Here is a 13380-nt window from a genome sequence, read left to right as displayed (position 1 = left end):
TAAGTAATAGAGATTTTCAGATGCAAACAATCGCACTACCCGTATTTTTTGAACATATAGAGCAGCAACTTCATACTGTCCCTGATGAAATTCGACGTATTTTTCATGGGCGAGGGCAGCACTGGGAAGGATTAGAGCAACTCACATGTGATTGGCTACAAGGCCAGATGGTAGTGAACATTTTTAAACCAGTTGAAGACGAATTTTTTAATGCGCTGAAATCTGGTTTACTTGCTTTAACAAAGAGTGAAATTTGGAATAAAAGAGAAGGTAAGTCGATTCTAATTCAACACCGTTATAGTGACGGTGCTCCATCTGAGGTGATCTTTGGTGAATTAAACGCAAATCCAGTGGTTATTGAAAGCGGTTTAAAATACCAGCTAGATATAGGCAGAAACCAGAACTTTGGTTTGTTTCTAGACATGCGTTTTGGGCGTGACTGGGTAAGAAATAATGCTGAAGAGAAGAAGGTATTAAATTTATTTTCATATACCTGTGGCTTCTCGGTCGCGGCTATTGCTGGTGGTGCAAATAAAGTGGTTAATGTAGACATGGCAAAAGGCTCACTGAATAAAGGCCGTGAAAATCACCGAGTAAATGGACATGACACAAGCAAGGTTAGCTTCTTAGGTCATGATATTTTTAAGTCGTGGGGAAAAATAAAAAAGGCAGGCCCATACGAATTAATCGTAATTGATCCACCATCTTTTCAGAAAGGAAGCTTTGCATTAACAAAAGATTATAAAAAAATATTACGACGTTTACCTGAATTATTGACCGAAAATGGTCAAGTTTTAGCTTGTGTTAACTCGCCAGCGGTCAGTCCTGATTTTTTAATTAACTCTATGAAGGAAGAGGCTCCATTAATTAAGCACAGCGCTAGGTTGAATAATCCACCGGAGTTTTTGGATATAAATCCAGATAATAGCTTAAAAGCTATGGTTTTTATGCGAATTATTCATAGTTAAAGAAAATTTGGCATCATATTATTATGATGCCAAATTGATGTGTATATATTTTTAATTCATCCAGTCTCGCAGTGTGTATGTCAGAGTATGTGAGTCATTTTTGAGTATGAGTGACTCTTTTGTGAGAGTCAGTTGTGACCAATCTGATAACGTTTGAGAAACGGTACTCTCTACCGCCATCGATTCTTCAGGACACATCTTCATCGTCATCCCCATTTGCTTAATACGAAACTTGCCATTCTCAAGTTCGCTTTGGCCGAAGAAGTTATTGCATCCGGCATTTCCGTTTGCTGTCATCTTTTCGCCTATTTCTAAACTTGCGGCAGGTACTTTCGAATCAGAGTTTACTTGTTTTCCATCAATTTTTGTCAGTTCCCAATGGTGATGCTGCAAATCTTGTTCTGTAACAATACTGTTATCATCCGCATTGCCAGTGCACGCTGATAGCATGACTGGAAGAGAAACTGCTGCGAATAATGTTTTTGAGCTAAACTTCATAGGACGAACTCCAGTAAATATGGCTAGCAAATGCTATTGATTATTATGCTATTTATGTATTAACAATATAGTGGAATAAGTTATCTTGGTGTCAGTATATCGTCATTATTTTTTATAAATTATTTTAGTGCAATGGAAATTGTATTTTGAGAAGTAAATATTAGCTTTATCCGTTTAATGTCATATTTATGGTGTATGAGATTGAGCACTTAGTTTGGGAGGGAAGATATGGAGCAATTGGAGTTTTTTACTGTACCTAACCCTTGTGTTGGAGTTTGTACCGTTGATCCAAAAGGCTATTGCCAAGGATGCATGCGCAAGCGTAGTGAACGGTTTGAGTGGCTGTCCATGACACCTGCTCAGCAGTTGAATGTTATCCGGTTATGCCGTCAACGCTATCAACGTCAAAAGCTTAAGAAGAAGATAAGCACTGAAACGGAAACCAGTCCTCAGCAGCGCTTATTTGATTGATGAGTGTTTAAAATAATGACTAAAAATTGGCATCAGCAGTGAACACCATTACTTTTTTAGTTACAGGGTGAATCAGACGTAAATATTCAGCATGTAAGTGGAGGCGGTCTTGTTTATAGCCATACAAATCATCGCCAACAATTGAGCAATTAAGCCCTAAACGATGCGCACAGTGGACTCTGAGTTGATGAGTACGGCCTGTTTTCGGGTAGAGTCTGACTCTTGTTCTGCCTTCTATTCGGTTAAGGACTTGCCAAGTCGTTTCCGCTTTTCTTCCTTTCTCAAAGCAGACTAACTGCCGAGGTCGATCGCTTAAATCTCCCGCTAGTGGCAGCTTAATGACACCGGACTCTTCTTCTACTTCGCCTTCCAACAAAGCAACATAGTGTTTTTCTACTGTTCGTTCAATAAACTGCTTCTGAATAAATCGATTTGCTTCAGAGGTAAGGGCCAATACAATTAACCCTGATGTAGACATATCAAGTCTATGGACAATCAGAGGGCCAGTCGCATTAGGGTAACGTGATTTTATACGTGTATAGACAGAATCTAAGATGGTTTTTCCAGGAACGGATAGAAACTCTTCAGGCTTATTTACGATAACCATCACGTCATCTTCATAGATGATATCGAGTTCTTTGCCTTCAGCAGGGTTAACTGTCAATGGACTGGGGTCTGTCTCAATACCATCTAACATATGATTGAGAATTTCATAGCACTTACTTTGGCAGACCGGGTATAAATTTTTATGCTGCCTGATCTCTTTTTCAGGCGCGGGGCCCCACCAAAACTCAGCAAGCGCGAGTGGTTTCATTTGATGTTTGAACGCATACTGCAATAGTTTCGGGGCATTCTCATGCTCTGAATTCACAATAGGTTCGAGTGGTGTATTATCTTTAAATAAATGGTAGAGGCTTTGTGTAGTGCCGCGTTGATTTAAAAAAGTACGTTGTTGTAGATTTAGTTTTGTTAACTTGCCCAGTTCTAGTCTACAGGCATCTTTTTGAGCATTCACAGTGGCATTCTGATTTCTTAGTTGCTCTTCTACAAACGCGATCTTCTCTAACCATTCATGTTTTAATTTTTTTAGCTGTCGTTTTTCTTGGCTACTTTGTTCACCTAAGGACTTAATGAATGATGCTAGTTGCTCAGGTGACATCTCAGCTTCTGCTTGATTTCGCTGTAACTTTCGATCTTTCTTAGCTTCCTTGATCCGTAGTTGATGACTGTCGAGAGCGATACTCGATTCTGATTTAATGCTCATTAGCTCTAAGTTAAGCTGATGTAAGTCAGGATCATCATTTAATTTATCAAGCTTACAACGAAGGTTATCAATCTTGTTCTGAATGTATTGCAGTTCAGGATTGGTTGAGTCCAAAATGCTAGGAACAAACTTTTCCAATGCAGTAGGTTTTTCACCAGAGACGCTAGATAAATAGCCTACAATACCATCTTGGTCTTTTACGACCAGAACACCAAACATTCGACCCATGTGGAGAACATCTTCTAGAGTGTTTGATTGCTCGGTAAGGTATTGTTGTAACCCTTCGATAGCTTGATTCGCTAAAGGATGTGGTTCGTAATAGTATGGAAAAGTAAAACGTTTCGGTAATGGTTGAGTTGCGGGATCAAACGCTAGCCGAGAAAAACGTGGGTTAAATGGGAGCATTTCAATATCTGTATCTGAGTTCAGCCCTCATAGAAAGAGGAATGAAAGTGAATGAGTCATCAGATGATGAATATTTACATTATCGAGCTGTTTTTAAGTCGAGCATTTTTATTTCATGCAATGATTAATACCAAGCCTACACTCTAAGCAAGTATAGGCTTTGATTCATTTTATGGGTATCGAATAATTAAAGGCAAGGTAACACTTCAAGTTGATATTGAGTTGTTGCCGACGTCGGTGGGGCGTAGCGCACAGCACAGGCCGTCATGTCTGTTTCTCCTCTTACTGTGACAAAAAGCTCACGACGAGGATCTCCATCAGGATGACGCAGAACAACCCAATCGGAATTATCTGTTTCAAGGTCTTGTACTAACTGACGAAGGCTGGTGTCATCAGCATCAGGGTAGCCATATATGAAGGTGCAATTTTCAGAACCACCAATATTACAATCGGTAAAAGGGAGGTCATGCTTGGGTGTTGGCGGTGTTAGTCCCGTATCTTCATTTTTATTTGAGACGTATCTTAAATGCTCTAACCCTTCTATAGCCATTTTCCCATATCCGATGGCCAGTGCTCCTTCGATAGCTCCTTTCATGCCTTCTAATCGAGCATTGCGCGCGTCCGTTTGTAAATTCAAAAATCGAGGGGCAGCGGTGACCGCTAAAATGCCGAGAATGACAATCACGACAACGAGCTCTATAAGAGTAAAACCATTATTTTTTTTCATAAAATTGTTTCGCAGAATTTTGGTAAGGGGTAATGGTGCTGTTTGATTGCCGCATTATACAATAAAGTTCGTATTTTGTAATTTATGAAAAATAATTTTAGGTATTAGTTTTTATTAATTACTTACAAAAGCGAAGTTAGCTTCGATAACCAGAAGAACATTGCCATGATGAATGTTTTAGTTTTGGCGAGATATGGTATCTATGTTGGCAAATGTAAGCTAAAGTTTTGCTAAACCAAGCAGATACATAACTATTCTTATTACAGCGTAGAACCTACAAAATCAGTTTGATCGAAAGGGATTGGAAGGAATATTAAGCCCCCATGGAAAAAGAAGTAACTGAGCAAAAACGTCAATATTATCGGCTAAAATATCCGAAAAAGGCACGACCTTTGATAAGAATCGGAGATCAGTTGATCCCTGTGAGTGAAGTTTCAGAAAAAGGTATACGCATTGTTAGGCATGATTTTTCAGCTTTATATAAAGGGTTGATTATGGCTGGAATTTTACGTTTACATGGTGATCGTCAGGTTCCTGTTCAAGGGCCAATACTGCGTTTTGATGGTAATGAAGTCATCATTAAACTAGATGAAGGTATAACCTTTAAAGATATGTTTGAAGAACAGCGTTATATTCGACAAAAATACCCGGTTCATTTTACTAATCAAAATAGGCAAACAGATTAGGTAATGATTGTAGTTTCAAGTCTCTTCAACCTCCTACCGTTCACCTCAGGCCATAAATAAATGTAATTGGGAGTCGCTTTTGGTCATCTTATGAGAGCGTTTCCCCGTTAGCCAAGGTACATGAGTGAATATTTGTGACTCTAGCCCTGCATATTTCAAATAAAAATCTGTCTAAAAGCACAATTAAGCATCAAAATACTGTTATCAAAATGTAAATGGAATTTGATGTGAGCATGAGAATTACCCAAACCGCTCCTAAAAACTTGATGGATAGCTCTGGAAACCCGATGGTTGGTCAATTTGATGGCATCCCACAAGATCTTGGTGTTGAGCTCTTTCGCTATAAGAATGAAATGGATAACTCCGCAAGTCGTTGGAGACAATATTTCGATTATAAGCAATTTCAATTTGTTAGTGTGATTTCTGATAATTACATTATCGGAGTCGCACTTGCAGACATTCGTTACCTCGGTTCTGCTTTTTGTTATGTGTATGACATTCAAAATAACGCACTCATCGAGGAGACTTGGCTTCGACCATTTTCCATAGATACGGCAACGTCACCTTCCCCCTACTCATCGGTCGCACACATTGGCGGAAAGGACGTTCAATTTAACATCGTTGACGGACAATGGCAGGTGGTCCTCAACACTAGGAGTGTGAAAGCAGATCTTCGTTTACTCCCTTTTCCAAATCAAAGCTTACCACTATCGATGTGTACACCAACTGGCTATAACGGTTGGACCTATACTCAAAAACACAATGCTTTACGTATTGAAGGCAACTTATCGGTCTTAGATAATAACGTTGATTTGACTCGATCATTGGCTAATTATGACTTCTCTGCTGGGTATATGCGACGTGAAACGAGTTGGCGCTGGGCAAGCATTAATTACAAAGAAAAAGGCACTACATTAGGCTTAAATTTAGCGGCTGGCGTGAACGAAACTGGCAGTTGTGAAAATGTATTTTGGGTGAATGGTGAGCGTCATTTGTTGGGGCCTGTCCATTTTGACTTTGTTCGTTCAAATGATAAAGAAGCTCAAGAACCGTCAAAGTGGCGAATCTATTCTGATGATGGGCAGGTTGACCTTGAATTTCAATCCGTTAATTGTCGCTCAGAGAAACTCAACCTGTGGTTGCTTAAAAGTAATTTTCGCCAGTTTATCGGACACTTTTCTGGATATATTCAAGATGATCAAGGAACGATTCATCGCTTGAATAATGCTATAGGCTTGACTGAAGATCATTTCGCTCGTTGGTAAAAAAAGGAGGTTAAAATGGACCTTAACCGTTTGATAGATAATCCTGAGTGGCTTCTAATGCTGCTTGCTCCTCTATTTGTAACGTGCATTTTGGCTGAATTTTTTTTGGGTCAAAAAAGAGGAAGCTTGCCAGAAAATGCTCGCTATCATTTCGCAGAGGTAGCATGTAATTTTATGTTAGCTGGAATGCACCAATCGACAGATATTCTTCTTGGCCTTGCTGTTGCTGGTATCTATTTATGGCTTTTTGATTGGCGTATCTTCGATATCAGTATGAACTGGCAAAGTTTCATTGTTCTGATGATTCTGCAAGATTTTTTCTATTATTGGTTCCATCGTGCAAGTCACCGAGTCCGTTGGATGTGGGCCGCGCATGTTGTACACCACAGTTCTGAGCGAATGAATTTTAGTACGGCTTTTCGTCAAAGCTTAATGTACCCATTAGCCGGAATGTGGATGTTTTGGTTACCGCTGGTCGTCATCGGTTTCGAGCCTAAATGGGTCGTTTTCGTAGTATTACTGAATCTTGGACTGCAATTTTTCGTGCATACTCAATGGATCAGGTCGTTAGGGATATTGGAGTATATTTTTAATACGCCATCACACCATCGGGTTCATCATGGACGCAATGCTCAATATATTGATAAAAATTACGCGGGCGTGCTGATCATTTGGGATAAAGTGTTCAATACATTTGAGCCTGAAGTCGAAACCGTTCGCTATGGCATTTCAAAACCAGTCAATAGCTTTAATCCGCTGGTGGTGACATTTGCAGAGTGGAAAGCGATGTTTCAAGAGTTGTTCGAGAGTCAGGGTAACTTGAAACATAAACTGGCAATACTGTTTTCACCGCCATCGGATCATCCTCAAGATCAGCAAAGAGTTGAAGAGGTATCGTCATCAAAAGAACTTAGTTGAAAACATGCGTAGAACTTAGCTTAATGAGGTCGGTTTTGGAGTGATACAGCATGAAGCTTTCTGAGTGATGATAAGGCCATGCCGTGGTATCCATAGCATGGCCTTGTTTTACTTAGTGTAATGATATCAATGACTCAGTAGGAATGTTTAGCTGTAAAGCCCAGCCCCTATAGACAAGATGACGCAGTTTAGAGCAATGAAAAATACCACTAGCGGTGCAATAAATTTCAGCCAAATAATGTAAGGGATACGTGCAATCGCCAGCCCACCCATGAGCACCCCGTAGGTTGGTGTGATGAACAGAATGGTACCGATACCACTCATAAACGCGGTAACCACTAACTCTCTTCCTGTATTTGCAAAGTCACTCAATGGCGCAAGAATTGGCATACTCATTACCGCTAGGCCAGAAGTGGATGGAACGATGAAAGAGAGAAGCATTTCAATCGCGTAGACGGTGTTGATGAATAGAATGGAACTCTTACCTGCCACAATACCTTCAGCGTAATGAAGAATGGTATCAGTGATGTTTCCTGCTTCCATTACCACTACGATCCCACGAGCAACGCCGACAATTAATGCAACGCCAATGAGATCTGCCGCGCCCGCTACAAAAGAGTTAATGAGGTCATCTTCACTCAGGCGGCCAATGATGCCACATAAAATCCCCATAAAAATAAATAGGGTAGCCATTTCGGCCATCCACCAGCCGAGAAGGGAAACGCCATAAATCATGATGCCAAAGGTAAGAATGAAGAGGAAAAGTACACCTTTTTGTGAGCCAGTCAGAAGGGGAAGGGTATCTGTGTTCTCTTTACCACTCAAAAAATGCGCTTCATTATCTTTACGCAGGTGAGCAAGTAGAGAAAGCTCAGGATTGTTCTGAATCTTTTTCGCATAACGCATCACATAACCAATCCCAACCACAAGAGCAATAGCAAGAATGGCAAAGCGCAACTCAACGCCACTCAAAAAATCGACGCTGGCCGCATTGGAGGCGATAACTGTACCGAATGGGTTGATTGTAGAACCTAATGTGCCAACGCCTGTTCCCACAAAAATAACAGCGACTGCCACCAATGGATCAAATCGAGCCGTCATAAAAATGGGGATAAGAAGACCATAGAAGGCGAGAGATTCTTCAGCCATACCATAAGAAGTACCGCCTAGTGCGAACAGAACCATGAGGATTGGGATCATGTAGATCTCTCTGCCTTTTAGTCGCACCATTACTCGCGCAATGCCAGTATCAATAGCGCCTGTTTTAGTCACTATTCCCAGAAAGCCACCCACCATCAGCACAAACAGGCTGACATCGATAGCGCCAATAACCCCGCTGACCGGATCATAAAAGCCGGAGATGGGAGCCATTAAAGTATCGAAGAAACCTTGAGGCGAGGATTCGATGACATGATAAGAGCCTGGTAGTGGAACTTCACGCCCCAATTGCTCATTCATTTCACGAGTGTATTTGCCTGCTGGTAATAGGTAGGTCAGTGAGGCAAAGAACGCGATCAGTAGAAATAAGATCGTGAAGGTGTTTGGAAACTTCTTAATTTTGAACATGTTGTATCCTTAACGAGGCGTTTCTGCTCGCAGTAGTCATAGGGACATTAGATAAAGTGTTTGGTGATATATTCAGAGGTCATGCACTGCAATACACCGCCATAGGAGAGTTCGAAGTCAATTAAACTTCCGATGTGATAGTTGTCATCACAGTCAGTAATATCGAGAATCAAGTGATCGCTACTACCGCCAATGACAATAATATTGCTGTCTTTTGGGGTCATTTGGTCGATATCAATATCTTGTTTACCAATGGCACAAATCGCGCGTTTGCGCAGGCCTCTGTCGATAAACTCAGGTCGTTGACCGAAAGCATCCAGAGCCGTAGAAAGAGTTGGAACAGAAGGTTTAACTTTGATTTCCACCACTTCTGCGGAGAGATCAAACGTATCTTGGCGAGTGTTTGGAATTGGATCGTCATTTAGTCCAATGCCCATCAAAATTGAAGCACCAAGCCTTAGCTGATTAATACCCTGAGGAAGTGATCCACTTAGCATCAGAGGTAAACCTGCGGAGCTGGCACCAGAGAGGTACATTAAATGGATCTGATGCTCTTGCTCAATCTGTTGGGCTAAAGCGATCAGTTGTTTTTGATTATCGACACTCGGTTCAACTCCGCCATAACAAGCGAGATTAGTCCCAAGTCCGACGAGCTTTAAGCCTTCGAGTGTCATGACTTGCCGTGCGAGAGCCAAGGTCTCTTCTTGGTAGAAAGCCCCTTCGCGTAGATCGCCCATGTCATGCATAAGAATCACTTGGTGAATTCTCTGTTGTTTAATGGCTTCAACTGAAAGGGCCTGAAGGGTTTCCAATTCAGAATTGAGAGAGATGTCGGCGTAACGAACCACATCACTGACGTCGCTGATCGCCGGGATTCTCAGTAGCATGGTTTCTGCTTGTAAATGGCGTAACTTTTTCAAGTTTTGCACTCGAGAATCAGCAAGAATACGAATGCCGCCATTCAGGATCGCTTGTCCAACCTGTGGGTATGCGCAGGCTAACTTTGTGACTCCAGTTGGGAAGACACCATATTTTTTGCTGGCGGATACAAGGTTTTTGGCGTTTTGAGTAATGGTATCTAAGTGGATATTAATGCATGGGTAGTCGCTCATGTAATTACCTTTTGGTAACGATATTATTTATATGCATTGAGCGCTTTTTAAGATTGAAGTTAAATAATCAGTTTTAGATACTTACTTTGTTGAAATTCGATGTAATAAATCGCAGTGAATAAAATTCACGGGATAAGCGTAATTATCCCGAAAATATTCATAAGGAGAAGTGGTACTTGAATTGAATTAAGTCGTTATTGCGTGCTGGTTTTCAGGTTTATTTATGTTTTTAGATGTATTTGAATCGTTATTTAAATGCACATTGTAAATTGCAGACATTAACTCTTTTGCTGCTAACGATAACTCTTTTGAGTTCAAAGTGGTTAAATGAAAATCGGCTAAGTACTCCAAAGAGGGGGCATTGATTTTTACCATTTCTCCTCGTTGCTCCCAAATAGCGGCGTAATGATCGGGCAGGTACCCGACAAAAGTTCCCGATAAAATCAGGTGAGCCGTTGCTTCCATGTTGGTGCTGCTGGCTAAATGGAGTAAGTTTTCAGTGTCACTGAATGGCGTTATTTTATGGGTTAATCCGCGATCCACAATCGGAAATTGCAGAATGTCTTCAGTGATGATTTCTCCACGATTGGCAAGAATTGGGTGTTCCGGGGCACAATATAGACACTGTCTTTCATTAAATAGAAACTGATAATTTAAGCCATCTTTTTGTACTTCAGAGGACGTAACCCCAAGTTCTATCGTACCTTCGAGTAACATCATTTCAATTTTGTAAGAGTCTAGAGCATCGGTATCGAGAGTCACTTTAGGGTGTTCACTGCAAAACAAACGAATCGCTTGTTGAATTTTGCATTTAGGATTGGTGGCAAGATTATCGGTGAGCGCCAGTCTAATATGACCGTGAGAGACTTTTCGAATGCAATCGAGTTGTTCTTCAAACTCAGAGATATGTTCAAAGATCCCCTTACTGAGTTGATATACTTTTTCACCATCGCTGGTTAAGCGAAACCCACGTCTTCCACGGTGACAGAGTGTCATACCGAGTCGTGTCTCTAAATCATTCATGCGAGTGCTAATTGTGGATTGATGCATGTTCAATTTAAATTGTGCCGCTGAAAAACCACCTGAGTCTGCAATGGTTAAAAATAGCTGAAGAAGCTTTAAATCAATGTCGTGTATTTTACGCATTTAATATCTCTGCTTTTATCGTTATAAGTATCCGAGTGATGGTAATGGTTTAATTAATGAAATTCTGAGAGATATCGCACTGGAACTATTATGGAAATCTGAAGTAAACAACAGAATGGAGAGAATTATTCATATGTAATTAAATGTTAGACCATTAAGACTAATGGGCCTGAATAGAGTGACCATTTAGTCTTAAGGCTGAACTGAGTTGGCAGGCGATTAAGTTTCAAACATCGGCTTCACTAACGTAACTATTCACAGAACCACAACTTCTTAAGCGACATAATGCCAGTACTGTCCGTTTCTGCCCCTTGAATTGAATCGTCAATGTCGTAACTGAGTGAATCACGCCACAGAGGGATATAGACACCTTGTTGGATTAACCAGTCCTCACACCGATAGAGTTTGTTCATAAAATCGTGTTTACTTTCACTTGCAATCAATAGCTGATCGATAATGCCAATAAAAGTTGTCTGTTGTTGGGCTGACAAGCAAGTTTTGAAGACATTACTACAAAGTAACCATTTGTAATAACTGAACACTTGATCATCTTGGAATACATAGCCTCCAAGCTCGATATCATATAGGTCATTGTCTGTATCTTCTTCTCCAATTATGACTATATCTGCGCCAGCTTCATGAAGATAATCGACTAAGCTTTTACTACGAACTTTGGAGCAATTTGAAAGTCGAATTCGTAGAGTGCGAGTTGGTATACGCATCGTGGGATGGTAAAGATAAACTCCTTTGTCTTGGTGGTGATTTGTTATGGAGTTTGCAACAGAGGCAAGTTCGGTCGAGAAACGATGACAGAACTCTCTAGAGTGGTGCATGATCCAGGTTTTTTCATCTATGGATAACCCCTGATTATGAAAAGGAAACTCCATGACTTCACAACCTGTGGTCAACGGTTTTTGAACTGAAGCAGTACGTGAAATAGCAGAATATCCGTGATGCACAATATGGCCTTGAACTCGTCCTGCGGCAGTATCACTGGTCCAGAACTCCGCTTTGTCGATGAATCCATTAAGAGAAAAATAGTGATTGTTCTTAATGAGAGACCAGTGACACGATTCGGCTGCTTCCAAAACAAAAGGGCCAGTGCCGTAAGGGATCGATCTGCTCTCATGTTCTAAGTAAATGGATGAATGCAATTCAGCCAAAATACGGAGAACAATTGGATGAGCGTGACTCATTGTTATCACTACCCACATATTCTTGGTTTCAACCTCTTTGATATGTCGATAGAGCGCCTGATAGGTATGAGACTGCCTTACTCGTTCTCGAAGGCATGCTGCGACATGCTCAGCAGTCATTTTTTCCCCATTATGAAAGTAGACGTCGGGTCTGATATGTAACCATAATTGATTGTCACGAAATTCATAGTGATGGGCAAGGTGAGGTTTAATGGTGCCAGTTTCTTGGTCGTATCGCAGTAAAGTATCAAACAGAGCGTCAATGTAGAATCTTGAAGATGCACGAGAAGTCCACAGCGGATGAAGTTCTGGTAATGTATACGGTACTAACGTAATAAGTACATTTTTAGCTTTAAGATGATTTTGAGCTTCTGATAGCCAATTCGGTAATTGCGCACGAAATGTATCCGTATATCCAAAATGCTCAGCGTACTGAGAGGCTTCACTTAATAGTCCTTTCCGGCAATGGGATTCCAAAATCGAGAGCAGTACACTTTCAAAACTACTCAAGATCGTCAGTTCTGACTTATTTCCGCGTCCTCTGCCTGATTTCCATTTTATCCAGCCGATCGCTTCCAATGTCTTCATTAGTTTAGCAACATTACGTTCTGAGCAATGAAGCTGCTCAGCGAGAGTGTGAATATCGGTTTTATTCGCTAAAGATAAAGAGTAATGCTTACATAGCTGTTCTAATCTTCGCAGATGAACTTGGCTGATAAAAGGTGAACTTTGTTTTTTTAACATATCATTATTACTTCCTGTTTATTAATTAATAATAGAACCGCACGCAATAACAGGAGCAGTATTATGAATCCCAATGATTATGTATTTTATACGCTAAATGCCCGACAGTATTTAGTTAACCCCGAGACGTTTACCGCTGTCAAGCGTGAAGAAAAAACTAAAGTTAAGGTGTCAGTGTTTTTTTGTGGACTAGTTGTTGGGGTGTTATTACAAGAGCTACATATTATTTGGTGAGGGGGGATTAATTTGGGGGTGATTTGAATCATCTTATATTAGCAACCGGGTATCAGGGCTCGGACTAGGCCTTAATTTTGTTTATAACGTAGCTGAATATTTGCCTTAAAGAAGCGTTGAATTAAGGTTAATTTTATCTAAAACTTGCCATTTATCAGTGAATAGCCATGGTTGATCTAG

The 13380-nt window shown here is 40.6% G+C and carries 12 protein-coding genes; 5 read left to right on the top strand and 7 right to left on the bottom strand.

Features of this window, described 5'->3' with window-relative positions:
• Positions 1-20: 20 nt before the first annotated feature.
• Positions 21-968 carry a class I SAM-dependent methyltransferase gene (locus tag F0249_RS05055; protein WP_171756051.1) on the top strand — a complete coding sequence of 316 codons (948 nt, stop codon included), beginning with the start codon at positions 21-23 and terminating at the stop codon, positions 966-968.
• A 51-nt stretch (positions 969-1019) separates the two neighbouring features.
• On the opposite strand, the gene F0249_RS05050 is transcribed toward F0249_RS05055, so the two are convergent.
• Positions 1020-1466: an META domain-containing protein gene (locus tag F0249_RS05050; RefSeq protein ID WP_171756050.1), complete on the bottom strand. Its 447-nt coding sequence runs from the start codon at positions 1464-1466 to the stop codon at positions 1020-1022.
• Positions 1467-1694: 228 nt separating this feature from the next.
• Between F0249_RS05050 and F0249_RS05045 the strand changes: the two genes are divergently transcribed.
• Positions 1695-1937: a DUF1289 domain-containing protein gene (locus tag F0249_RS05045; protein ID WP_017053707.1), complete on the top strand. Its 243-nt coding sequence runs from the start codon at positions 1695-1697 to the stop codon at positions 1935-1937.
• 19 nt (positions 1938-1956) lie between these two features.
• Here F0249_RS05045 and F0249_RS05040 read toward each other — a convergent pair whose 3' ends face one another.
• On the bottom strand, positions 1957-3606 hold the full coding sequence (locus F0249_RS05040) for an RluA family pseudouridine synthase (protein WP_171756049.1): 1650 nt from the start codon (positions 3604-3606) through the stop codon (positions 1957-1959).
• A 187-nt stretch (positions 3607-3793) separates the two neighbouring features.
• Positions 3794-4333, bottom strand: coding sequence for a type II secretion system protein (locus tag F0249_RS05035; RefSeq protein ID WP_171756048.1), 540 nt, complete (start codon positions 4331-4333; stop codon positions 3794-3796).
• 323 nt (positions 4334-4656) lie between these two features.
• Here F0249_RS05035 and F0249_RS05030 point away from each other — a divergent pair, with 323 nt between their 5' ends.
• The 3 genes from F0249_RS05030 (at position 4657) to F0249_RS05020 (ending at position 7202) form a co-directional block, all read left to right on the top strand.
• Positions 4657-5019 (top strand): PilZ domain-containing protein, encoded by a 363-nt coding sequence (locus F0249_RS05030; protein WP_171756047.1) that lies wholly within the window; start codon positions 4657-4659, stop codon positions 5017-5019.
• A 233-nt stretch (positions 5020-5252) separates the two neighbouring features.
• Complete coding sequence (locus tag F0249_RS05025) at positions 5253-6284, top strand: DUF2804 domain-containing protein (RefSeq protein WP_171756165.1); 1032 nt, start codon at positions 5253-5255, stop codon at positions 6282-6284.
• A 15-nt stretch (positions 6285-6299) separates the two neighbouring features.
• Complete coding sequence (locus F0249_RS05020; RefSeq protein ID WP_171756046.1) at positions 6300-7202, top strand: sterol desaturase family protein; 903 nt, start codon at positions 6300-6302, stop codon at positions 7200-7202.
• Positions 7203-7349: 147 nt separating this feature from the next.
• Here the strand turns inward: F0249_RS05020 and F0249_RS05015 are convergent, their stop codons facing one another.
• From F0249_RS05015 to F0249_RS05000, 4 genes are all read right to left on the bottom strand, one after another.
• A complete protein-coding gene (locus F0249_RS05015; RefSeq protein ID WP_136995853.1) occupies positions 7350-8768 on the bottom strand; it encodes a YfcC family protein in 1419 nt (472 codons plus the stop codon).
• Between the two features lie 47 nt (positions 8769-8815).
• Positions 8816-9880 carry an alanine/ornithine racemase family PLP-dependent enzyme gene (locus F0249_RS05010; protein ID WP_171756045.1) on the bottom strand — a complete coding sequence of 355 codons (1065 nt, stop codon included), beginning with the start codon at positions 9878-9880 and terminating at the stop codon, positions 8816-8818.
• A 186-nt stretch (positions 9881-10066) separates the two neighbouring features.
• Complete coding sequence (locus tag F0249_RS05005) at positions 10067-11026, bottom strand: LysR family transcriptional regulator (RefSeq protein WP_171756044.1); 960 nt, start codon at positions 11024-11026, stop codon at positions 10067-10069.
• A gap of 251 nt (positions 11027-11277) precedes the next feature.
• Positions 11278-12966 (bottom strand): SgrR family transcriptional regulator, encoded by a 1689-nt coding sequence (locus F0249_RS05000; protein ID WP_171756043.1) that lies wholly within the window; start codon positions 12964-12966, stop codon positions 11278-11280.
• Between the last annotated feature and the right edge of the window lie 414 nt (positions 12967-13380).

This window comes from Vibrio sp. 03-59-1, from assembly GCF_013114135.1.
Lineage (GTDB): Bacteria > Pseudomonadota > Gammaproteobacteria > Enterobacterales > Vibrionaceae > Vibrio > Vibrio cortegadensis.
The sequence above is the reverse complement of the archived record's forward strand: the minus strand, read 5'-3'. Positions and strand labels throughout refer to the sequence as shown.